Raw genomic sequence first — 21,585 nt, forward strand, 5'->3', positions numbered from 1 at the left:
CCGGCTCGACGTACCGCGGAAGCCCTCCAAGGTCGCCGCGCTCGACAACACGTCGTTCGCGACGCTCAAGGCGTTCGGCGTCAAGCCCGTCGCGGCTCAATCGCCGGAGGGGCTGGAGTGGTGCGGCTCAATCACCCACGGAGCCAGGGGCGCGGCTCAATCACCCACGGAGCCGGGGGCGCGGCTCAATCGCCGACGGGGCCGGGGCGCCGCGCGAGCCCCACGGAGTTGGGGGCTCAGTCGCCGGCGAGGCCGAGGCGGCTCCTCACACCCCCGCAGAGCCGACCCGCGTGCTCCGCGAACACCCGTGGCGCGGCTAAGCGCCATGGGTGGCCTCGGTGTGGCGGGACAGGAAATCCCGCACCCCCGGAACCGCCCCGTGCGGCCGCAGCACCACCACCGTCGTCCGCAGCAGTGAGCGGATACGCGACGACCGCACCCCCTCCAGCAGATCCAGCACCTGCCGCGCTGCCGCCGCCGACTCGTCCGGTGCGCCGTCGTGGGCGAGGTCCACGGCCAACTCCGCGCGGTAGAGGGCCAGATTGCGGGTGAAGCGGTGGTCCTGGAGCGATGCCGCGCGACGGGCGTGCCGGGCGGCGCGGGCCCACTCGCCGAGTGAGGCCCAGCACTGCCCCTGGAGCGCCTCCAGCTCCGGCTGCCCGAAGAAGGACATCCACTCGGGGTCCGCCGCCGAGACCCCCCGGTCGAAGTGGCCGTGCGCCCGCGCCAGCGCCCGCTCGCACTCGGCCCGGTCGCCGAGCCCGGCCCACCCGCCCGCCTCCCGCAGCGCCAGCAGCGACAGCAGCCGCGCCGACCCCAGGTCCCGGGCCGCCCGCAGACCCGCCTGGGCGGCGCGGACGGCCTCCCGGTGGCGGCCGGCGTCCCGGGCGAGGAAGGAGGTGTTGGAGAAGGCGTGCGCCTCCACGGCCGCGTCCCCCGCGACCCGAGCGGTCGCCAGCGCCTCCGCGTAGTGGGAGCGGGCGTCGTCGAAGCGGGCCGAGTCGTGCGCCAGCCACCCCACGGAGAGCGCCAGTTCGCCCGCGCCCGCGTGCAGCCGCCCCGCGGTGGAGCCGCGGGCGGAGATCCCGGAGTCGAGCAGCGCGTAGGCGGCCCGCAACGGCTGGGCGGCCCGCTGGTAGAGGCCGTCCGCGCCGTGGCGGTCGTCCAGCAGCCTGATCCGGCGGACGGCCTCCTCGACGGCCGCCACCTCGCTCTCGCCGACCCGCCGGGGCGCGGGCACATCCCCGGCCCCCGCTCCCGCCCCCGCCCCGGCGGCACCCGGCGCGGTCCCGCCACCGGTGCGCAGCGCGGCACCGAGGCCGAGCCCGGAGCCGAGCCCGAAGGACGCCGCCGCCACGGTCGCCGAGCCGCTCGTCATGAATGCGCGCCGCAACACATCGCTCTCCTCGTCGCCGTCCCCGCTCCCGCTCCCGCTCCTGCCCCTGCCCTGGTCCGTCCCCCTGTTCCCGCCCTTCTCCACCGGTGCGGCGGGGGCCGCCGGCACCCCGGCGGCCCGCTCGCGCCGCCCCCGGCCGCGCACCACCTCCCGCGCGGTGAACCCCAGGTCCGCCAGCGTCAGACCCGGGTACATATGAAGGAATACCCGTTCGTAGGCGTAGTTAGGGCAGCGGATCTCGCCCGCTTCGACCCGCCCCACATAGCGCGCGTCGCACGACACCTGCTCGCCGATCTGCCGGGCGGCCCTGCGGACGGCCGCCGCGAACTCCCCCGGGGAGAGCTGCCCGCGCAGCCGCCGGAAGGAGCTGTTGGGAACCGCCGCCGCACCCTGTGATGTCCCCATGGCCGAGCCCTCTCTCGCGGATGGCCGCACCTCCCGGCGAGCGAGCCGGGAACGTACCTGCTGTGACGGCCTGTACACCCACAGTTTGGCCGCAAAAGGGATAACTCAGCCGCGATCTGCCATGAACTGCCATCCTTTGGGCGGTGTGCCGCCGTAGCCCTTGACGCCCCGGTCCGTTGAACACCCGGGAGGCCCGGTCCGTGCCTCCCCTGGAGCGAGGAAGGGATTCCCCCGTGATGGAGGCCGGCATGGAGATCAGTGCTCGCGGTGGCGTCCGGGCACCGGCGGCACCCGCCCCGACCCTCACCGGCACCGCACCCGCCACCCCGGCCACCCCACTCCCACCCCCACCCCCGGCCGTGACCGCGACCCCCGCGACCACCGCCCGCCACCGGCCCGGCGCCGACAGCAGCCCCCCGCCCGGCGACTGCGCCGCCGGTGCCTGCGATCTGGTGACCGTCCCCGCCCGGCAGGGCCTGGAGGCCGTCGACATCCTGCGCCGCACCGCCGCCCCCGCCGTCGGCCCCGTACTCCACGACGGAAGCTGCGACACCCTCGGCTTCCTGGTCCCGCCCGGCACCGCCGCCGGCTGGGACCTCCCCGGCAGCGCCTGTACGCAGACCTGGGGCCGGGGCCCGCGCGTCCCCGCCGAGCCCCCCGTGCGCGGCACCGGCTGGCTCCTCCCGCCCGAGCACCCGCACCGGGTCACCGACCCGGCGGTGCTCCGCCGCGCCCTGGGAGAGGCGGCCCGGCTGATCGAGGCCGCCGACAGCCGCCGCTGACCGCGCCGCCCTCCGCGCCCCGGGCGGCGCCCGGCCCGCCCCGAGGAACGGCTGCCCCCCAAGGAACGGCCGCCCCCCGGGGAACGGCCGCCCCCGCCGCGCCGGGCCCCGGCAGTCCACGGATAATGGCCGGGTGGCGAAGAGCAAGCGGCGGCGTACGGGAGGGCCGGGCCGGCCCGACCCGGTGGCCGCGCGGGTCGACGGCGGAAACGCCGAGCTGATACCCGACCCGGACCGGCCCCACGGCTGGACCCTGCTCATCGACAGCGCCCCGCAGTCACATGTCGATCTCGACGATCCGGCCGTGCTCACCTTCGAGTACCAGCGCCGCCTCGGCCATGTCGCCGATCTCGCCGCCCCGCCCGGACGCCCCCTCCGGGCCGTCCATCTCGGCGGCGGCGCCTTCACGCTCGCCCGCTACATCGCGGCGACCCGCCCCCGTTCCACCCAGCAGATCGTCGAGTTGGACGCGGCCCTGGTCGAGCTGGTCCGCACCCATCTCCCGCTGGACCCGAACGCCCGTGTCCGGGTGCGCGCCATGGACGCCCGCGCCGGACTCGGGAAACTCCCCGACGACTGGGCCGATCTGATCATCGCGGATGTGTTCGGCGGCGCCCGCACCCCGGCGCACCTCACCAGCACCGAGTTCCTCACCGAGGTCCGCCGGGTGCTGCGGCCCGGCGGTCAGTACGCCGCCAATCTCGCCGACGGCCCGCCACTCGCCCACCTCCGGGCCCAGGTCGCCACGGCGGCGGCCGTCTTCCCCGAACTGGCGCTCGCCGCCGACCCGGCGGTACTGCGCGGCCGGCGCTTCGGGAACGCCGTGCTGCTCGCCTCCGACACCGCTCTCCCGGTCGCCGAGCTGACCCGCCGGGTGGCGGGCGACCCGCACCCCGGCCGGGTCGAACACGGCCGGGAGCTGAGGGACTTCACCGGCGGCGCCGCGCCCGTCACCGACGCCGGCGCCAAGCCCTCCCCGGCGCCGCCGCCCGCCGTCTTCCAGTGACCCCCGGGGCCCGGAAGGCCTCCGGGAGTCCCCGGCTCAGCGGTCGTCGAACACGACGGTCGGCGGGCCCGCGTGCCAGGTGCAGAAGACCGACACCTCACGGCCGTCCTTGGTGAAGGTCACCCGAATCCACCACGGCTCCTTCCACACATCCATCGTCCAGCCCGCGTTGGGCGTCGCCGACACCAGCTCCGCGGACCTCTTGCCCAGGTCGAGCACGACCCGCCCGCCGTCCACGGTGTACGGCTTCACATTGCTCGTCGAGGCCGCCGAGGCGGACGGGCTGGACGACATCGGCGTCTGATTGCCCTGGACCGTGCCGCCGGCCGAGGACCGCGTCGGGCCGGGCACCGTCTCCTCCGACCGGTCCGCCGTCTCCGGAGCCCGCTCCGAAGCGGTCTTCGGGGGCGCGCTCCGGGGGCGCTTGGTGGATGAGGCCTGCGGCTCCTCCGGCTCGGTGCTCTCGGCGTCCGTGTCGATCGCCACCGCGCGGGGCCGGTCGTACGCGGTCCCGGACATCACCGTGTGAACCCCCCACCAGGTCAGGGTCACCGCTGCCCCGGTGGCCATCGACCACGCAATGGCATGTACAAGTCCTCTACGCATCGGCCCCATACTGCACCACGTGCCCCAACTCTGTCCCCGATGGGATGGGCCTATTCCGGATGGCATTCCCGGTGATGGCCCGACCGCGCGCCCGGCGGTGTGCCCACGCGGCGGCCCGGCGGCGCGCCCGGCCGAGCTCCGGCCGGCCGCCCAACTCCCCCGGGAGACCGGGCCACTCGGCATGGCGTACGGTGCCGCCCATGGCAAGTGTGCTCGTGGTCGAGGACGACCAGTTCGTGCGCTCCGCCCTCATCCGGCATCTGACCGAGGCATCCCATACGGTGCGGAGCGTCGGCACGGCCCTGGAGGCGCTGCGCGAGGTGGCCCATTTCCGGTTCGACGTGGTCATTCTCGACCTCGGCCTGCCCGATCTGGACGGTTCGGAGGCGTTGAAGATGCTCCGTGGCATCACCGACGTGCCCGTGATCATCGCGACCGCGCGGGACGACGAGACGGAGATCGTCCGGCTGCTCAACGACGGCGCCGACGACTACCTCACCAAACCGTTCTCCGTGGAGCACCTCTCCGCGCGGATGGCGGCCGTGCTCCGCCGCTCCCGCGTCCCGGCCGGCGACGCCCCGCCCTCACGGGTCCTCCAGGTCGGCGGCCTCTCCATCGACCCGCTGCGCCGGCAGGCCGAACTCGACGGCGTCACGCTGGATCTGACGCGCCGGGAGTTCGACCTCCTGACCTTTCTCGCCGGGCGGCCCGGTGTGGTCGTCCCCCGCAAGGAACTGCTCGCCGAGGTCTGGCAGCAGAGTTACGGGGACGACCAGACCATCGACGTCCATCTGAGCTGGCTCCGGCGCAAGCTCGGCGAGACCGCGGCCCGGCCGCGCTATCTGCACACCCTCCGCGGGGTCGGGGTCAAACTCGAACCGCCGGAGGGCTCCCCACCCGGACACCCCCCACCCGGACACCGACGAGGACATCAAAGATGAGATGGGCGCTGGTCAAGGTCTCCCTGGCTGTCACCGTGATGGTGGTGGTGGCCTTCGCCATACCGCTGGGACTGGTCATCAAGGAGATGGCCCGGGACCGGGCCTTCACCAACGCCGAACGGCAGGCCGCCGCTCTCGTCCCCACCCTCTCCATCACGGATGAGCGCGAGCAGCTGGAGAAGGCCGTCAACTCCACCCAGGCCGGTTCGGCGGGCCGGATGGCGGTCCACATCCCGGCCCCGAAGGGCTCCGGCGCGGCGGCCGAGGAGATCGGTATCCGCCGGGCCGCCGAGGCGGATCTCGTCACCACCCAGCGGCTCGGCCGGGCCTCCACCACCGAGGTCCCCGGCGGCTGGGCGCTGATCCAGCCCAACGCCATCAGCACCGGGCAGATCGCGCTGGTCGAGGTCTTCATCCCCGACAAGGAGGTCACCAAGGGGGTGGTCACCGCCTGGCTGATGCTCGCCGGGGTCGGTGTCGCGCTGATCGTCGGCTCGGTCGCGGTCGCCGACCGCCTCGGCATCCGGATGGTGCAGCCCGCGCAGCGGCTCGCGGGCGCCGCCCACGACCTGGGCGAGGGCCGGCTCGGGGCCCGGGTCCCCGAGGAGGGCCCGCCCGAGCTGCGCTCGGCGGCGATCGCCTTCAACGCCATGGCCGACCAGGTGGTCCAGCTCCTCGCCAACGAGCGGGAGCTGGCCGCCGACCTCTCCCACCGGCTGCGCACCCCGCTCACCGTGCTGCGGCTCAACGCGGCCTCGCTGGGCGAGGGGCCCGCCGCCGATCAGACCCGCGCGGCGGTCGAGCAGCTCGAACGCGAGGTGGACACCATCATCCGTACGGCCCGGGAGGCCAAGCCGCAGACGACGGCCGCCGGACCGGGCGCGGGCTGCGATGTCTCCGAGGTGGTGCGGGAGCGGATGGACTTCTGGTCCGCCCTGGCGGAGGACGAGGGCCGCAAGGTCCGGGTCGCCGGCGTCGACCGTCCCGTACGTCTCCCGGTGGCCCGCCCGGAGCTGGCCGCCGCCCTGGACGCGCTGCTCGGCAATGTCTTCCGCCACACGCCCGAGGGCACCGCCTTCTCGGTCGATGTCCACAACGGCGAGGACGCGGTGATCGTCCTGGTCTCCGACGCGGGTCCGGGCATCGCCGACCCGGCGGCGGCGATGGCCCGCGGCAACAGCAACGGACGGGACGGCTCCACCGGGCTCGGCCTGGACATCGTGCGCCGGGTCGCCGAGTCCACCGGCGGTGACGTCCGTATCGGCAGCTCGGTGCTGGGCGGCACGGAGGTGCGGATCTGGCTCGGCCTGGAGGCGCTGGTGGCCGTCCCCGGCGAGCGCCGGCGCGGCCACCGCGTCCCGGAGCGCCGCCGCCCCCGGGGCGGCCGTCCCCGCTCCCGTTCCCGTGTGGGCGGCGGCCCCGACTCCTGACCGCCTCGCGGCGCCGGGCCACGGGCCCGGGCCGCCGCCCGCCGGGCCGCCGCTCTCCCCTCGGGGAGGCCGGCGGCCCGGCGTCTTAATGGGTTCCGATGCCGCCCTTAAGCGCGTCCTAAGAACGGAGACCCTCACCCGGAATGGGTGGTTTGCCTGTTCTGGGCTCGGTAGCGTGGTGCCACACACCGCGGAGAAAGAGCCCGCTTCCCGCTTCTCGCACCCCCAGGCGAGAGGACGCGGGCCCCGGTGGCCCCGCACCACCCCTTGAGCAACTCCTGCCCCCCACCCGCGCGTCCCGGTCGGCTCCCCCAATCCGACCGGGACGCGCCGTTTCCGGGGGTTCTCCCGGAGGGGGGCGGGGCGGACGCCAAGGGCCGGGCCCGCCGGCCGGGGCCCTTGTTCCCGCCGTGTTCCCCCGGCCGTCCCCTGGTGTTTCCCTCGGCCCGGGCATGACGAAGGGGCCGACTCGTTTCCGAGGTCGGCCCCTTCATCCATCAGGGTGAGTGACGGGACTTGAACCCGCGACATCCTGGACCACAACCAGGTGCTCTGCCAGCTGAGCTACACCCACCATGACCGGTCGTTTTTCTTACCGGCCGAGGAAAAGTGTACAGGGTTCCGAGGGGTGCTCGCGCCAGGGTTTCCCCGCCGCCGGCGCGGAGCCCTTCCGGACCCCCGCCACCCTCTTCCCGCGCCCTGCTCCGTACCGCTCCGTACCGCTCCGTACCGCTGGGACCGCTCCGGTTACTCCGGCTGCTCCGGCGCGAGCACGTGCTTCGCCGCGATGGTCCTGGCGGTCTCGGAGTCGGGGCCGGGCTGCGGTACGAAGACCGCCTCCCGGTAGTAGCGCAGCTCCGCGATCGACTCGCGGATGTCCGCCAGCGCCCGGTGGTTGCCGCTCTTCTCCGGGCTGTTGAAGTAGGCCCGGGGATACCAGCGGCGCGCCAGCTCCTTCACCGACGAGACATCCACGATCCGGTAGTGGAGATGGCTCTCCAGGGCGGGCATGTCCCTCAGGAGGAAGCCCCGGTCCGTACCCACCGAGTTCCCGCAGAGCGGGGCCTTGCCCGGCTCCTTCACATGCTCGCGGACATAGGCGAGGACCTGCTCCTCGGCGGCGGCGAGCGTGGTGCCGCCCGCCAGCTCGCCGAGGAGGCCCGAGGCGGTGTGCATCTGCCGCACCACCTCGGGCATGGTCACCAGGGCCGCGTCCGGGGGGCGGATGACGACATCCACCCCTTCTCCGAGCACGTTCAGTTCCGAGTCGGTGACCAGTGCGGCCACCTCGATGAGTGCGTCGTCCGACAGCGAGAGCCCGGTCATCTCGCAGTCGATCCACACCATGCGGTCGTTCATGCGACTACCTTATGGCGCACTCCGCTGACCGGGCAGGCTGGGACGTCCGTGGCCCGCCGCGTAGGCGCCGGCCGGCGGCTTTCCCAGCTCCGGGGGGACGGTCGAGGTGGCGGTGTGACCTGGGACACCCGCCGCGGGGGCCGTCCGCCTGGCCTGTACCGGTACGACCGACTCCACCACCGAGGCCGGAGCCGACTCGCCCTGGGGCCGGCGCACCCGGTAGGCCGCCCGATAGGCGGCCGGGGACGAGCCCAGCTGCCGTCGGAAGTGCCCGCGCAGTGCCACCGGCGAACGGAAGCCGCAGCGCCCGGCGACCTCGTCCACGGAGTAGTCCGAGGTTTCGAGGAGCCGCTGCGCCTGGAGCACCCGCTGGGTGATCAGCCACTGGAGCGGCGCGCTGCCGGTCAGGGATCGGAATCGCCGGTCGAAGGTCCGTCGGCTCATGTACGCCCTGGCCGCCAGCGTCTCCACGTCGAACTGCTCGTGAAGATGCTCCAGCGCCCAGGAGACGACCTCGGCCAACGGGTCCGACCCGATTTCCTCGGGTAAAGACCTGTCCAGATAGCGTTCCTGCCCGCCACTGCGCCTCGGCGGCACGACCAGCCTGCGGGCGAGCGCCCCGGCGGCCTCCGTGCCGTGGTCGGTGCGCACGATGTGCAGACAGAGATCGATTCCGGCCGCCGTGCCCGCCGAGGTGAGCACATCGCCGTCGTCGACGAACAGCTCCCTGGGGTCCACATGGACGGACGGGTACCGCTTCGCCAGTGTCGGCGCGTACATCCAGTGCGTGGTCGCCGGACGGCCGTCCAGCAGACCGGCGGCGGCGAGGACGAACGCGCCCGTGCACAGTCCTACTATCCGTGCTCCTTCCTCATGCGCCCGGCGCAGCGCGTCCAGCGCTTCCGGCGGCGGCGGTGATGTGATCGACCGCCAGGCCGGTACGACGACGGTGCCCGCCCTGCCGATGGCCTCCAGGCCGTACGGCGCGGTGAGTTCGAGGCCACCGGTGGTCCGCAGTGGCCCTTCCTCGCCTGCGCAGACGAGCAGTCGATAGCGCGGAACCCCGGCGTCCTGTCGGTCGATACCGAACACCGAGAGCGGGATGGAACTCTCAAAGATGGGACCGCCGCTGAAGAGCAGTACCGCGACGACTTCCCGGCGCCGGCGCCCCGAGAGCTTTCGTGCTACCTCCGGTGCGGCGGAGTCCTGACTCATGACGCTAAGCCCCCCTCGGTATTCGCGTCTCCCCGTTCGTTTCGGGCCTTTCGCTCCTGCACGTTTCCCCTCGGTTTTGCACGAGTTACGAGCCTTCGATACTCAAGATCGAATCTACTGCGTCCCGTGGCGCCGCCGTGACAAGTTCGTCATGCCCCGCTATGTCTGCCTGACAACTTGGCGCGAAGCATTCGATCACGAAGGGTTCCACTCGCAGGCTCCCCAGGGAAGTGCGCCGTGCGCGCATGGCCCGTCCCCGTTGGGTGTGAGCGACGCGAATAGTCCTTTCCTGCCAGGTGACAAGGGGGTAGGCAGGCCATTTCCCCAAGGGATGGGTACCAGCACGAAGTTGGCTGAAACTATACGGGTGCGGGCGTGCGAACGGGTCAGTCCCAGGGGCCTTCTCAGCCGCTGTGCCGACCTCCGCGGCGTGTGCCGCCGGCCGTCCGGGCCCGCCGCCCGCGCCCCGTCCCCGCCGTCCCCGTGTGCCGGTCCCGCGCCCCCGCGTGCCGGCCCTCCGGCCCCGCCCCCCGGTCGCGGGCGTGTGCCCCGGCCGCGCCGCGCTCCGCGTGCCGCAGCAGCATCCGGCAGACGGTCGTCACGGCGGCGAGACCGAGCGCCGCCGCCGCCGCGCCGCCGACCGACGCCCCGTACACCACCAGGACGACGGGGACGAGCAGGCAGCTGAACGCCGCCCACCGGACCACGTCGGTCGCGGAGTCGGCCGCGGGGGAGCGGGCGGCCCGGGAGCCGCGGGCGCCCCGGGCCGAGGGGGAGCGGACGGCCGACGGCGGACGGGTGCGGGCTCGGGTGCGCGGGGACGGGCGTGGGGACACGGAAGCTCCCTCGGGCTGCTGGGTGACCGAGGAGCCAACGAGGAGCGCAGCCTTCCGGTCACTGCGGCACGGGTGCCCCGGCCGGGCGGCCGACCCGCGCGCGACCACTCCGGAACGGCCGCGCGACCTGCTCGGAAAGGTCGTGTACCGGCCAGTAGGCCGTCCTGCTCACGGGCGCCCCGCCGGGGGAGCCCGCGATGTGTGCGGCTTTGCCAGAGTGATCGTTTCACACCGGGGCGTACCACCCCGATTCCGGCCGTCCCGGGTCGCCGCTGACATACCCGGCCCCGCGGGCCCCTGCCGCCGTCTGCGGGCCCGGTCCCGGGGCCGGGTGTCCGGTCCCGCCGCGCGTCCGCGGCGGCCGGCGCGGGCCCCGGGCCGGCCCAGACAGCTGTAGGCACCAAGTGGCATTGCCATCCGGGACCTCCTCAGGCATGCTCCCTTGAACGTCTGATTGGGCCGACCGGCCCTTGGGCAGGAGAGGAGTGTCGCCGTACCCTTGCGGGTATGGGCCAGGGAAGATATTCCCGGACACCGCATCCGTCGCCATGTCGTTCCCTCTACTGAGGACTTCCTTCGCCGAGACACCGATGGCAGGTCACGAGATCCCCGAACCCGCGGACCGCAAGCAGGTAGCCGACCCCACGTCGGATCTGCAGGCGGCCGAAGAGTCACGCCATTCCTGCGATCCGGCGTTCCGCCACGGAGTCGTCGTCGGCTTCGACGGGTCCACTTCCAGTGAGCGGGCGCTCGCCTACGCCATCGGCATGGCCCGGCGCTCCGGCTCCGGTCTGATCATCGTCCATGTGGCCAACCGGCTGCCCACCACCGTCTGGGCGGGGTGCGAGCCCCCCGTCTTCGTGGATGTCCCCGACCACCGCACCGAGGTCCTGGGCCTGGAGCTGGCCTGCGCGGACTATCTCGCCGAGGTGCCGTGGATTCTGGTCGAGCGCGGGGGCGACATCTGCCACGAGCTGGAAGAGGTCGGCCGGGAGTACTCCGCCGACGCGATCGTGGTCGGCTCCACCCATGGCATCGTCGGCCGGATCTTCGGCTCGGTGGCCGGCCGCCTCGCGCGGCGCGCCCAGCGCCCCGTCGTCGTCATCCCCTGACCGCCGCCCGGTCGGTGACACCCGGTCAGCCGATTCCGGCCGCCGTGAAATCTCCCCCGCCGCAGAGGTGCGTTGTGCGCTTGTGAAGGGTACATAACGGTCGTTGGCCTGTGCCGAGACCGTGCGAGGACGGACCGGGAGGACCGGAGGGGAGCCCGCCGTGGAGTGGGGCGCCCCATATCCCGTACGAGCAGGGACGGTTCGGGTCCCGAACGCGCTGCCGGCCGGGGAGTGACGGCCACCGGCCCAGGCCGCGCGGGCCGGCGCGCACTGGGCCGCGAGCCGGTCGGCCCGGTCCCCCCGCACACTCTGGTGGCGGCGTGCGGGGGGACCGGATTCCGTCCGTGCGGTCCCGGCTCCGGTCCCGTGGTGGTCCCGGTCGCGGCTCCCGGGCTCCGGTGCTATTCGACGGTGACCGACTTCGCCAGGTTGCGCGGCTTGTCGATGTCCCGGCCCATCGCCAGCGCCGTGTGGTACGCGAAGAGCTGGAGCGGGATGCCCATCAGGATCGGGTCCAGCTCGTTCTCGTTCTTCGGCACGACGATGGTGTGGTCGGCCTTCTCCTGCTCCCGGTGGGCCACCGCGAGGATGCGCCCGCTGCGGGCCTTGATCTCCTCCAGTGCCGCTCGGTTCTTCTCCAGGAGGTCGTCGTCCGGGACGATCGCCACCGTCGGCAGCGCGGGCTCGATCAGCGCCAGCGGCCCGTGCTTCAGCTCCGACGCCGGATACGCCTCGGCATGGATGTAGGAGATCTCCTTGAGCTTCAGGGAGGCCTCCAGCGCCACCGGATAGCCGCGCACCCGGCCGATGAACATCATCGACTGGGCCCCCGCGTACTCCTCCGCCAGCTTCTTGATGTCCGCCTCGGCCTCCAGGATCTCGGTGATCTGCTCGGGCAGCCGGCGCAGTCCTTCGATGATCCGCTTGCCCTCGGAGACCGAGAGGTCGCGGATGCGGCCCAGGTGCAGCGCCAGCAGCGCGAAGGCGACGACCGTGTTGGTGAAGCACTTGGTGGAGACCACACAGACCTCGGGTCCGGCGTGGACATAGGTGCCGCCGTCCGCCTCCCGGGCGATGGCCGAGCCCACCACGTTCACCACGCCCAGCACCCGGGCGCCCTTGCGCTTCAGCTCCTGGACGGCGGCGAGCACGTCGTAGGTCTCACCCGACTGGGAGACCGCGATGTAGAGGGTGTCGGGGTCCACCACCGGGTTGCGGTAGCGGAACTCGGACGCGGGCTCGGCGTCCGCCGGGATGCGGGCCAGGGACTCGATCAGCCCCGCGCCGATCATTCCCGCGTGGTACGAGGTGCCACAGCCGAGGATCTTCACCCGGCGGATGGAGCGGGCCTCGCGCGGGTCCAGATTGAGCCCGCCGAGGTGCACGGTGGCGAACCGGTCATCGATCCGGCCGCGCAGCACCCGGTCCACGGCGTCGGCCTGCTCGGAGATCTCCTTGTGCATGTACGTGTCGTGGCCGCCCATGTCGTACGACTCGGCCTCCCACTCCACGGTGGTCGGGGTGGCCGTGGTGGTCGAGCCCTCGGTGGTGTACGTACGGAAGTCGTCGGCCCTGAGGGTGGCCATCTCGCCGTCGTCGAGGGTGACGATCTGGCGGGTGTGGGCGACCAGCGCGGCGACGTCGGAGGCGACGAACATCTCCTTCTCGCCGATGCCGAGGACGACCGGGGAGCCGTTGCGGGCGACAACGATCCGGTCGCCGAAGTCCGCGTGCATCACGGCGATGCCGTAGGTGCCCTCGACGATCTTCAGCGCCTGGCGGACCTTCTCCTCCAGGGTGTCGGCCGGGGAGCGGGCGATGAGATGGGTGAGGACCTCGGTGTCGGTCTCCGAGGCGAAGACGACACCCTCGGCCTCCAGGCGTACGCGCAGCTCGGAGGCGTTGTCGATGATGCCGTTGTGGACGAGTGCCACCCGGCTGTCGGGGGAGAGGTGGGGGTGGGCGTTGCGGTCGCTCGGGGCGCCGTGGGTGGCCCAGCGGGTGTGGGCGATGCCGGTGGTGCCGGCGAAGCGCTTGGGGACGCGGGCCTCCAGGTCACGGACCCGGCCCTTGGCCTTGACCAGCTTCAGCCCCGGGGACTTGGCGCTGGTGATCACGATGCCGGCGGAGTCGTAGCCCCGGTACTCCAGTCGCTGAAGGCCCTCCAGCAGCAGCGGCGCCACATCGCGCCGACCGATGTATCCGACAATTCCGCACATGGGTTCTTCCCCTCCGTAGATCATCCGTGAAGATCCCCGCCGTGCACAGGGGCGGGGGTGTGGGCCCGGACGCCGCCCGGCCGGGACGCGGAACGCCGCCGGCCGGGCGGCTGTCAGCCGTAGACGATGCGGCGCAGCTGGCGGAGCGACAGCTCCGGCGGCGTCACGGCGCGGTGCGGCAGCTCGGCCGCGATCCGCTCGAAGATCTCGGTGTTCGCCAGGCCGCCGGACTGGAGCTCCCGGTGGCGGCGGCGGACGTACTCCTCGGTTCTCTCGTCGAAGTACGCCAGCACATCGAGCACCACCCGGGCCGCCTCGCCGCGCCGGAGCGCGGTGCTGCGGACCAGGTGGTCTATGAGGTCGTCATGCGGTGCCGCCGAGGGTGTCGAGGGTGGGGCGGACGGCGGACGACCGGGCTGATGATGTTCGAGCACCCGTCGATACTGAAGGGTAGATCGCCACCATTGCAAGAATCCTGCCCGATTCCGGGCAGGAGTGGTGTTAAAGCTGTCGGAGGATCGCCTGTTTGGCCGTGCTGAACTCCTCCTCGGTCAGTACCCCGCTCTGCCGCAGATCGCCCAGCTCCCGCAGCCGGCGCAGCAGCGCGTCATGGTCGCCGCCGCCGGGGAGCGCGGCGGGCGCGGCGGGCGCCGCCGGCGGGGCTTCGGCCGGGGAGGCCGGGGAGGGGGAAGAGAGGGAGGGGGCCGCCGTGGCGTACGGATGCGGCATCCGTGCCACCACCGCCGCCGCGACCAGCGCCATCAGCGGGTCCTTGCGGAAGCCCCACAGCTCCACGGCGTGCGGGTCGTACTTGGGCGGGGTGGTGGCCGGCGACCGGCCCACGGTGAAGCGGAGGTATCCGTTCTCCAGACCGGAGGTCGGCAGCCACTCCACCGCCGCCACCTCATCCAGGGCGATCGTGCGCGGCCCGCCGGATGTCTTGGACTCCTCCGTCTTCCAGTTCCACGACAGCCGGATTCGCTCCCCGTCGAAGGCGGCGGTGCCGTCGCCCGCGCTCACCGTGATCGGCACGGCGGGCCCCGGCAGCAGATAGCGGTCCACCGGATCGGCGGGGATCTGCTCCAGGAGCAGTGCGGTGCGCACCGCGTCGACGAAGTACCCGGCGACTCCGCCTCGGTCGTTCTCCACGGTCAGCAGATAGGGGTCCGACCCCTCGGAGAGCTTGCCGCCGGTGATCTGGAGCAGCGGGTCGGCGCCGTCGCGCAGCCGCAGCCGCAGCCGGCCCGACTTCCGGCCCGGCTCGAAGGAGATCCCGACGAGCGCGGCCAGTGGCACGGCCAGCTCGCCCAGCGATCTGCGCAGCGGGCTCACGCCCTTGTCGGAGCCGGGCACGACGCGCACGGTGTCCCCGTCGAAGGTCCAGGTCCCGTCCTTCTGGATGATTTCCGCCATGCGGCGATTCTTTCACCCGGAAGGGCGGCGCCCGGGTGGGTTCGGGCGGGCGCGGAGCGGCTCCGGGCGGAGCCGTTCAAACTAGATGGTCTATACCTGGAACCCGGTCACGGGGCACCATGGGCACGGTGGGCGTCCTCAGGCGCGGCGCCCGGCGAAGGGACTCTGCTGTGACACCGCCCGGAACGCCCCCTCTTCCCACCGCCCTCGGCCGGGTCGTACCGGCCCCGGCGTCGGTGCTGCCGGGGGACGGCGCGTACACCCTCACCTCCGAGACGGCCATCCGTGTCGGGGCCACTGGCGAAGCGCGCACCGTCGGCGACTACCTCGCCGGGGTGCTGCGCCCCTCCACCGGTCTGCCCCTCCCGCTGACCTCCGAGGACGGCGAGGACGGCATCCGGCTGCGGCTCGACCCGGCCGAGAGCGCCCTCGGGGACGAGGGCTACCGGCTGGAGTCGGCGGACGGCGCGCTCACCCTCACCGCCCGCGAGCCCGCCGGGCTCTTCCACGCCGTACAGACCCTGCGCCAGCTGCTGCCGCCCGCCGTGGAGCGGGACACCGCGCAGCCCGGTCCGTGGACGGTGCCCGGCGGGGTCGTCACCGACACCCCGCGCTTCGCCTACCGGGGCGCGATGGTCGATGTGGCACGCCACTTCTTCACCGTCGGGCAGCTCAAGCGCTATATCGACCAGCTCGCCCTCTACAAGATCAACAAGCTGCATCTGCACCTCACCGACGACCAGGGCTGGCGGCTCGCCATCGACTCCTGGCCCGAGCTGACCGTCGCCGGCGCGGCCACGGCCGTCGGCGGCGGCTCCGGCGGCCACTACACCAAGGCCCAGTACACGGAGATCGTCGAGTACGCGGCCTCCCGCCATCTGGAGGTCATCCCCGAGATCGACTTCCCCGGCCACACCGCCGCCGCGCTCGCCGCGTACCCCGAGCTGAACCCCGACGGGGTCACGGTCGAGGTGCACACCGGGACGGAGGTCGGCTTCAGCTCGCTGACCGTGGGCAAGGAGATCACCTACGACTTCGTGGACGATGTGCTCCGCGAGGTCGCGGAGATCACCCCGGGCCGGTACCTCCACATCGGCGGCGACGAGGCCGACGCCACCAGCGCGGAGGACTACGCCGTCTTCATGAAGCGCGCCCAGGCCGTGGTCGCCAAGTACGGCAAGACCGTGGTCGCCTGGCACCAGCTCGCGGGCGCCGAGCCCGCGCCGGGCGCGGTGGCGCAGTACTGGGGGTGGGACGGCACCTCGGCCGAGGAGCGCGCCGGGGTGGCCGGGCTGGCCGCCCAGGGCGTCCGGCTGATCCTCTCCCCGGCCGACCGCACCTACCTCGACCACAAGTACACGGCCGAGGACGAGCTGGGCCTGAAGTGGGCCGGCCTGGTGGAGGTCGACCACTCCTACGACTGGGACCCCGCCACCTATCTGGAGGGTGTCCCGCAGGACGCGGTCCTGGGTGTGGAGGCCGCGATCTGGACGGAGACGGTCGAGACGACCGAGCAGCTGGAGTACATGGCCTTCCCCCGCCTGCTGAGCACCGCCGAGCGCGGCTGGTCCGCCGGCGGCGAGTGGTCCGAGTTCCGCCACCGGCTGGCGGCGCAGGCGCCGAGGTGGGAGGCGCTGGGGATCGCGTACTACAAGTCGCCGACGGTGCCGTGGGGCGAGGCCGGCTCCGGGGCCTGACACCATCGGGCGCCCCCTCCCGTACCGGGCCGTCCCGTGCCCGGGCCCCCGCGCCCGGAGCGGGACGGCTCGACCCGCGCCCCGGGGGCACGGCCTCCGGCCATGAGCGGGAACATCCCACATGGGCCCACGGCCCCCCGAGCGCTCATCGCCGGGGCCGTCGTCATGGGTGCCTGCCCGCTCTCCCGGCCGCCGGGAACCCGCTTCAAGGCGCGCCCAGGGTCGCCGCCTAGCGGCCACGGGAGAGGTGGACGACCCCGTCAGGGGTGATCCGAACGCGGGCACCCGCCAGTCCGTGTGCGGTGAGGCGCCGTCTCAGGGCTTTGGCAGGGACAGGGGTGGCATTCGCGGGTGCCGCAGGTGTTGCCCGCCGTGGTGGACGTGCAGCCGGAAGGTCTCCGGGCCGGGGCGGTCGGCCGCGTCGTATGAGCTGAGGACTGCCTCGACGGGGTCCCACAGCCCGACCGGCCCGCCCTCGCGCACCACCCAGCCGCCTTCGCACGGCGTGAGGGTGGCGGCGGAGCCGGTGACCACGTCGGCCAGGTGCACCACATCGCCGACCGTCGTCATCTGGGCGCCAGGCACCGCGCACTGGGCGAGGAACCGAAGATGGAACGCCTCCTCGGTGGCGGCGGTGATGCGCTCCGGGCTGTGCTTCGCGCTGCGGCCTTCCCCGGGAAGGCCGGCGGCCCAGTGGGCGGGGTTGCCGAACTCCGGCGCCGCATGGGTGCGCGCCGGCATGAACGACACCGTGCCGCTCAGCAACGGCCCCTCGGCGGTCCCGTCCTTGGCGACGGTGAGCAGGACACGGGCGTATCCGTGGAGCCAGCCCGAGAGAGTGAGAAGGATCTTCCCACCCGGTCGGGTCTGCGCCGGCAGCACCGGCGGCACGGCGCGGAAGGAGCAGGCGGCCACGATCCGGTCGAACTGTGCTTCGGGCCAGTACCCGTACAGCCCGTCCGCCACGGCCAAGGTGGGGGTGTAGCCCAGCCCGTACAGTGCTCCGGCGGCCTGCTCCAGCCGTCGGCCGTCGACCTCGACCGAGGTGACGGCCGCCGAGCCGAGGCGTTCGCATGCGAGCGCGGTCGAGTAGCCGGTACCGGTGCCGATCTCCAGCAAACTGTGCCCTTCCTCGATGTCCGCGTCGGACCACATCCGGACCACGAGTGACGGCAGAGTGGAGGAGGAGGTTGGAGCTCCGCCATGACGGGCTGCCGGGTTCTTCCAGTCCGCCTCGTCGCCGTCGAACTGTGTGATCAGTGTCGTGTCCGCGTACGCGGCTGCCAGCCACCGGCCGTGGTCGAGCTCTGCGGTGACCGGCTCCCACACGGGCAGCCCCCGCCCGTCGACCCTGCCTGATGCCAGGTAGAAGCCCGGCACGAACCGGTGCCGTGGCACCGTGGCTACCGCCGCCCTCCAGCTTCCCTCACCCGGACGATCCCCGGTGAGGGAGCGCGCCAGGCCGGCGCGCAGACCGGCCGCGTCGGCCTCGATGTCACTCATGGGGTCCACGGTGTGCTCCGTTCTGCAGAAGGTCGGCGAATGCGGTGGTGATGTCGCAGGCGTCCGGGAGCCAGCCCCACTGGCCGTTGGGGTTGCACTCGATGAAGGTCCAGTTCTCCGCCGATCGGGCGGTGCCGGTGAGAGCGAAGTCGAAGCAGCCGAAGACCAGGCCGCATGCGGCCAGGTAGCCGTGCAGCGCTGCTTCGACACCGGCCGGGACGGTGACGGAAGCGTGCTTCAGCTCGTCCCAGTCGCCGCGGCGCCAGTCGAGCGCACCGTCGGGATGGATGATCTGTTGGGCGAAGACGCGGCGGCCGACCACGGTCACCCTCACATCTCCGGACTTCGGGATCTCGGCCTGGAACAAGTGCGCCGTGACCTTCAGGGAATCGTCGAAGGTACCGGGGTCGACCCGCTGGGCCCAGATCGCACCGGCGTGTCCGTCGTCGTCCCGGGGCAGACCGCGGAATGTCTTGTAGATGACGGGCCCGTACTCGGCGGCGAAACCGGCTGCCTCGTCCGCGTCGTTGGTGATGAGCGTCGGCGGGATGGCCAGTCCCAACCGCGTGGCGAGCTGGAGCTGAGCGGGTTTGAAATCTGCTCGGGTGACGGCCGACGGATGGTTGACATAGATGGCGTCGTGCAGATTGTTCAGGACGCCGCCGAGTCCGTGCCGTGCCTCGGCCGTGGCGAAGTCGCTTTGCTGAGCGGGTAGGTGGGCGTATCGCCAGGGGCCGGGGCGGCGGTAGTACACCGCCGCCACGTCCTCCAGCTCCACCACCCGGCTGCTCGTGACCAACCGCCCGCTCCAGGTCGGTGTCCCGGCGCCGATCCGGGCGCCGAAAGTCAGGCCCGATCCGATGTCGGCCGGGTCGACGCGGGCGACCGCCACCTCGCGCTCGTTCAGCTCGGAGATCACCCAGTCCGCGGTGACGTCCTCCAGCGCGGTGATGACCAGGACGGTGGAGGCCATCGCGAGTCAGTCCGACTGGTAGTCGGTGGTGTGGTCGTCGTGGGTCTGGGGCTGCGGGCCCTGTCCGTCGCCGCCCCCGGACATCGATGCGGTGCCAGTGGTCTTGCTGGTGCCGTGCTTGCCCCTGTCCGTCGCCTGGCCGGTGTTGTCGGTGTAGACGGCGGTCTGCGTGCTCGGGTCGAGCGTCACGGATACGTAGGAGGGAGGTCCGATTGGCAGCCGGTCGGTGACCAACCGCATTGCCCATGGAACCTGATCTGAAGGTGCAGGCGTTGCCACGCGAGGGTCCTTCCCTTGCGATATGCGGCTGCCGGGAGGCTACCGCTTGGACAGAATCCACCCGCCCCCGCCGGGGATTCCGCCGTGGGGGAGCATGGATGCGGAAGGCCCGGCGGGGACGGAGTCAGAGCAGCGGCACCCGTGGTCTGTCCGAGAGATGCCGGAGCGGGTCGGAGAGGGCGGGGCTGTGGGCGCCGGGATGGTGGTGGAAGAGGGTGCAGGCGGGGGGCTCGCCGCACCGGGGGAGGGAGAGTGCGGACGTGGGCAGGTGTCCGGTCTCCCAGGACGCCCAGGTCTCGCAGGGCCCGGGCCCCACCGGGCCCCAGTGCGCTCCGGACCGGTGCTGCTCCAGGACGCACCGGAGAATGAGCGGGCCGCTCAGGGCGAGAAGGGAGCCCGCGCCGCATATGAGGTGTGACGGTCCGGGCATCTCAGAGACCCCTCCGGCTGCGGGAGTTGATCTCGGCGACCCAGGCGCTGAGGACATCGGACCGGGCTGCCGGGGCCAGGTGCTCGGGGCGCACGTCCCACTCCCGGCCGCCCGCGAGGGGGCGCAGCTGGTAGCGGCCTCCGACCTGGCCCATGACCCGGCCGACCTTCTTGAGGGAGGTGTCCTTGGCGACCTCGCCGAGGTCGGGGGTGTAGGGGGGAGGGGGGGTCTCGGGGGTGTGCATGGGGGTCACCCGTGGGTCCTTGCGTTGGCGGCGAGTTGCTTCAGCCCCGCTTCCAGGTGGAGCAGGATCTCCCGGGTCGGCTCGGCGTACCCGTCGCGCGGGACCCACTCCGGGGCGATGGAGCTGAGGTCACCGACCGCTATGGGGCGGGCCGGATCGGTCTCGCGGGCTTCCATGGGGTGGGTTCGCTGGCGGGCCGGGTCGCGCATGCTCCGTTGCCATCCCTTCTGCGGGCGGTGCCCTCGGTGTCGTCTCCTCGCTCTAGGCAACCCTCCGACTACGCAGAGCGGTACCGTGGTGGCGCCGCCGGGCCTGTAGAGCTTTAAGAAGACGAACCGGCGGGGGGAGTTGATGACCAGTGGGAGCGCTGAACCCGAATGAGGACCTCCGCCGAGTGTTCGGCGCGACCGGGTGGACGCTGCGTCAGTTCGTCCAGGCGGTGAATCGTGTCGGGACCGAGCGTGGGATGGGGCTGAAGTACCGCGAGCCGTCGGTCTGCCAGTGGCTCAAGGGCCATGTGCCGAGAGAAGCCGTGCGCCCGGTGATCCTTGAGGCGCTCGCGCGCCGGCTCCACCGGCCGGTGACACACGCCGAGGCCGGATTCCCTCCACCGTCCCAGCGGTCGAATACCTGCCCGAGTATGGTGGACGGGCTCGTCGACCTGGGGAGGCACGACATGGACCCCTCCCGCCGCGGCATCGTGGGTGCGGGACTCTTCTCCGTCGCCCTGACGGTCCCCAACTGGCCCGACGTTCTGGGGCGGATGGAAGCCGTCCAGTCCGGTAGGGCGCTCCGGATGGGAAGCGCCGAAGTGGACATGGTCGTCGCCATGACCGAGCGGCTCTCGGAGCTGGACGACCAATTCGGTGGTCGCCACGCGCGGCCGATGGCCGCCGCGTTCCTGGTGAACACCGTGGCACCGTATCTGCGGGCGGAGGCCCCGGAGTCCGTGCGGAAGGCGATGCTGTCGGCCACCGCGGACCTGTGCTACCTCACCGGCTACATGGCGGTGGACGAGGGCCATCACGGGCTGGCGCAGCAGTACTACCTCAAGGCATTACAGCTGGCCGGCGCGGCTGAGGACCATCTGACGTACTGCACAACCCTGCGGGGGATGAGCGTCCAGGCCGTCGACCTGGGGCATGGGAGGACGGCGCTGCGGCTCGGGGACGCCGCCGCCGCAGCCGCGCCGCAGGCCGGACCGCGCATGCGGGCCTTCCTGGCGGGACAGCAGGCGCATGCGGCGGCGTCGACCGGCGATCGGGGCCGGGCGTTGACGCACCTCAGGGATGCCGAGACGGCGATGGAGAAGGCCGAGTCCCGGTCCAAGCCCTTCGGGTCCTACGACCCGTCGGCGCTCAACTACCACCTCGGCCAGGTCTGCTACGAACTCGGGGACATCGCCGGTTCGGTCTCCGCCCTGGAGCGCTCGGACCAACTCCGCTACGACGTGTTCCGCCGCACACGCGTCCGCTATCGCGCCATGCTCGCCGAGCGGCAGCTCGAAATCGGTCACCTGGAAGCGGCCTGCCACACCTGGAATCTGGCGCTGGACGACTACCCCCTGGTCCAGTCGGGCCGTACCGACCAGCGCATGGCCGCCATGTGCCGCCGGATTCGGCCGCACCTGAGGCAGCACGCAGCCCGCGACCTGTACGAGCGCGCTCGTACGGTGGTGCCCGCGCGGCTCCTCGCCCGGCAGCCCTGAGGGAGAGGGAGAGGACGGGCGCGCACGAGGG

General features: G+C 72.6%; 21 protein-coding genes and 1 tRNA gene. 7 read left to right on the forward strand and 15 right to left on the reverse strand.

The features are described from left to right. Positions 1-316 precede the first annotated feature (316 nt). Positions 317-1,801: an NsdA family TPR-like regulatory protein gene (locus tag ABT122_RS19590; RefSeq protein ID WP_351553418.1), complete on the reverse strand. Its 1,485-nt coding sequence runs from the start codon at positions 1,799-1,801 to the stop codon at positions 317-319. A 359-nt stretch (positions 1,802-2,160) separates the two neighbouring features. Here ABT122_RS19590 and ABT122_RS19595 point away from each other — a divergent pair, with 359 nt between their 5' ends. Further along, on the forward strand, positions 2,161-2,583 hold the full coding sequence (locus ABT122_RS19595) for a hypothetical protein (RefSeq protein WP_451069273.1): 423 nt from the start codon (positions 2,161-2,163) through the stop codon (positions 2,581-2,583). Between the two features lie 133 nt (positions 2,584-2,716). Continuing rightward, positions 2,717-3,589: a spermidine synthase gene (locus ABT122_RS19600; protein ID WP_351553421.1), complete on the forward strand. Its 873-nt coding sequence runs from the start codon at positions 2,717-2,719 to the stop codon at positions 3,587-3,589. A gap of 36 nt (positions 3,590-3,625) precedes the next feature. Here the strand turns inward: ABT122_RS19600 and ABT122_RS19605 are convergent, their stop codons facing one another. Continuing rightward, on the reverse strand, positions 3,626-4,204 hold the full coding sequence (locus ABT122_RS19605; RefSeq protein ID WP_451069270.1) for a hypothetical protein: 579 nt from the start codon (positions 4,202-4,204) through the stop codon (positions 3,626-3,628). A 191-nt stretch (positions 4,205-4,395) separates the two neighbouring features. Between ABT122_RS19605 and ABT122_RS19610 the strand changes: the two genes are divergently transcribed. Then, a complete protein-coding gene (locus ABT122_RS19610; RefSeq protein ID WP_351553427.1) occupies positions 4,396-5,136 on the forward strand; it encodes a response regulator transcription factor in 741 nt (246 codons plus the stop codon). Further along, positions 5,133-6,566, forward strand: a complete 1,434-nt coding sequence (locus ABT122_RS19615) for a sensor histidine kinase (RefSeq protein ID WP_351553430.1) — start codon at positions 5,133-5,135, stop codon at positions 6,564-6,566. Before ABT122_RS19610 ends, ABT122_RS19615 begins: the two co-directional genes overlap by 4 nt. A 501-nt stretch (positions 6,567-7,067) precedes the next feature. On the opposite strand, the gene ABT122_RS19620 is transcribed toward ABT122_RS19615, so the two are convergent. The 4 genes from ABT122_RS19620 to ABT122_RS19635 all read right to left on the reverse strand — a co-directional run bounded on the left by ABT122_RS19620 (position 7,068) and on the right by ABT122_RS19635 (position 9,976). After that, positions 7,068-7,140, reverse strand: a tRNA-His gene (locus tag ABT122_RS19620). A gap of 173 nt (positions 7,141-7,313) precedes the next feature. Further along, positions 7,314-7,925, reverse strand: a complete 612-nt coding sequence (gene orn / locus ABT122_RS19625; protein ID WP_351553433.1) for an oligoribonuclease — start codon at positions 7,923-7,925, stop codon at positions 7,314-7,316. Between the two features lie 9 nt (positions 7,926-7,934). Beyond that, a complete protein-coding gene (locus ABT122_RS19630) occupies positions 7,935-9,140 on the reverse strand; it encodes a GlxA family transcriptional regulator (protein ID WP_351553435.1) in 1,206 nt (401 codons plus the stop codon). A 404-nt stretch (positions 9,141-9,544) separates the two neighbouring features. Continuing rightward, positions 9,545-9,976, reverse strand: a complete 432-nt coding sequence (locus ABT122_RS19635) for a hypothetical protein (RefSeq protein WP_502976164.1) — start codon at positions 9,974-9,976, stop codon at positions 9,545-9,547. 590 nt (positions 9,977-10,566) lie between these two features. On the opposite strand from ABT122_RS19635, the gene ABT122_RS19640 reads away from it, so the two are divergent. Further along, on the forward strand, positions 10,567-11,088 hold the full coding sequence (locus tag ABT122_RS19640; RefSeq protein ID WP_351553438.1) for a universal stress protein: 522 nt from the start codon (positions 10,567-10,569) through the stop codon (positions 11,086-11,088). A 401-nt stretch (positions 11,089-11,489) separates the two neighbouring features. On the opposite strand, the gene glmS is transcribed toward ABT122_RS19640, so the two are convergent. The 3 genes from glmS to ABT122_RS19655 form a co-directional block, all read right to left on the reverse strand. After that, positions 11,490-13,307: a glutamine--fructose-6-phosphate transaminase (isomerizing) gene (gene glmS, locus ABT122_RS19645; RefSeq protein ID WP_351553441.1), complete on the reverse strand. Its 1,818-nt coding sequence runs from the start codon at positions 13,305-13,307 to the stop codon at positions 11,490-11,492. A 113-nt stretch (positions 13,308-13,420) separates the two neighbouring features. Beyond that, a complete protein-coding gene (locus ABT122_RS19650) occupies positions 13,421-13,663 on the reverse strand; it encodes a hypothetical protein (protein ID WP_351553570.1) in 243 nt (80 codons plus the stop codon). Positions 13,664-13,808: 145 nt separating this feature from the next. Further along, entirely contained in the window at positions 13,809-14,720 is a 912-nt protein-coding gene (locus tag ABT122_RS19655) for a DUF4429 domain-containing protein (RefSeq protein WP_351553444.1), read from the reverse strand. Between the two features lie 119 nt (positions 14,721-14,839). Between ABT122_RS19655 and ABT122_RS19660 the strand changes: the two genes are divergently transcribed. Beyond that, a complete protein-coding gene (locus ABT122_RS19660) occupies positions 14,840-16,417 on the forward strand; it encodes a beta-N-acetylhexosaminidase (RefSeq protein WP_502976165.1) in 1,578 nt (525 codons plus the stop codon). A gap of 315 nt (positions 16,418-16,732) precedes the next feature. Here ABT122_RS19660 and tgmC read toward each other — a convergent pair whose 3' ends face one another. The 6 genes from tgmC to ABT122_RS19690 all read right to left on the reverse strand — a co-directional run bounded on the left by tgmC (position 16,733) and on the right by ABT122_RS19690 (position 20,055). Next, positions 16,733-17,920, reverse strand: a complete 1,188-nt coding sequence (gene tgmC / locus ABT122_RS19665) for an ATP-grasp peptide maturase system methyltransferase (RefSeq protein WP_351553449.1) — start codon at positions 17,918-17,920, stop codon at positions 16,733-16,735. Further along, on the reverse strand, positions 17,913-18,893 hold the full coding sequence (gene tgmB / locus ABT122_RS19670) for an ATP-grasp ribosomal peptide maturase (protein WP_351553452.1): 981 nt from the start codon (positions 18,891-18,893) through the stop codon (positions 17,913-17,915). Before tgmB ends, tgmC begins: the two co-directional genes overlap by 8 nt. A 6-nt stretch (positions 18,894-18,899) precedes the next feature. Beyond that, positions 18,900-19,133, reverse strand: coding sequence for a putative ATP-grasp-modified RiPP (locus ABT122_RS19675; protein ID WP_351553454.1), 234 nt, complete (start codon positions 19,131-19,133; stop codon positions 18,900-18,902). Between the two features lie 163 nt (positions 19,134-19,296). Beyond that, positions 19,297-19,602: a hypothetical protein gene (locus tag ABT122_RS19680; protein ID WP_351553457.1), complete on the reverse strand. Its 306-nt coding sequence runs from the start codon at positions 19,600-19,602 to the stop codon at positions 19,297-19,299. Position 19,603: 1 nt separating this feature from the next. After that, positions 19,604-19,846, reverse strand: coding sequence for a hypothetical protein (locus ABT122_RS19685; protein ID WP_351553572.1), 243 nt, complete (start codon positions 19,844-19,846; stop codon positions 19,604-19,606). A 5-nt stretch (positions 19,847-19,851) separates the two neighbouring features. Beyond that, positions 19,852-20,055: a hypothetical protein gene (locus ABT122_RS19690; RefSeq protein WP_351553459.1), complete on the reverse strand. Its 204-nt coding sequence runs from the start codon at positions 20,053-20,055 to the stop codon at positions 19,852-19,854. Between the two features lie 149 nt (positions 20,056-20,204). Here ABT122_RS19690 and ABT122_RS19695 point away from each other — a divergent pair, with 149 nt between their 5' ends. Then, positions 20,205-21,554, forward strand: a complete 1,350-nt coding sequence (locus tag ABT122_RS19695; protein WP_451069262.1) for a tetratricopeptide repeat protein — start codon at positions 20,205-20,207, stop codon at positions 21,552-21,554. Positions 21,555-21,585: the final 31 nt, after the last annotated feature.

This window comes from Streptomyces sp. NPDC001985 (genome assembly GCF_040296845.1).
GTDB lineage: Bacteria > Actinomycetota > Actinomycetes > Streptomycetales > Streptomycetaceae > Streptomyces.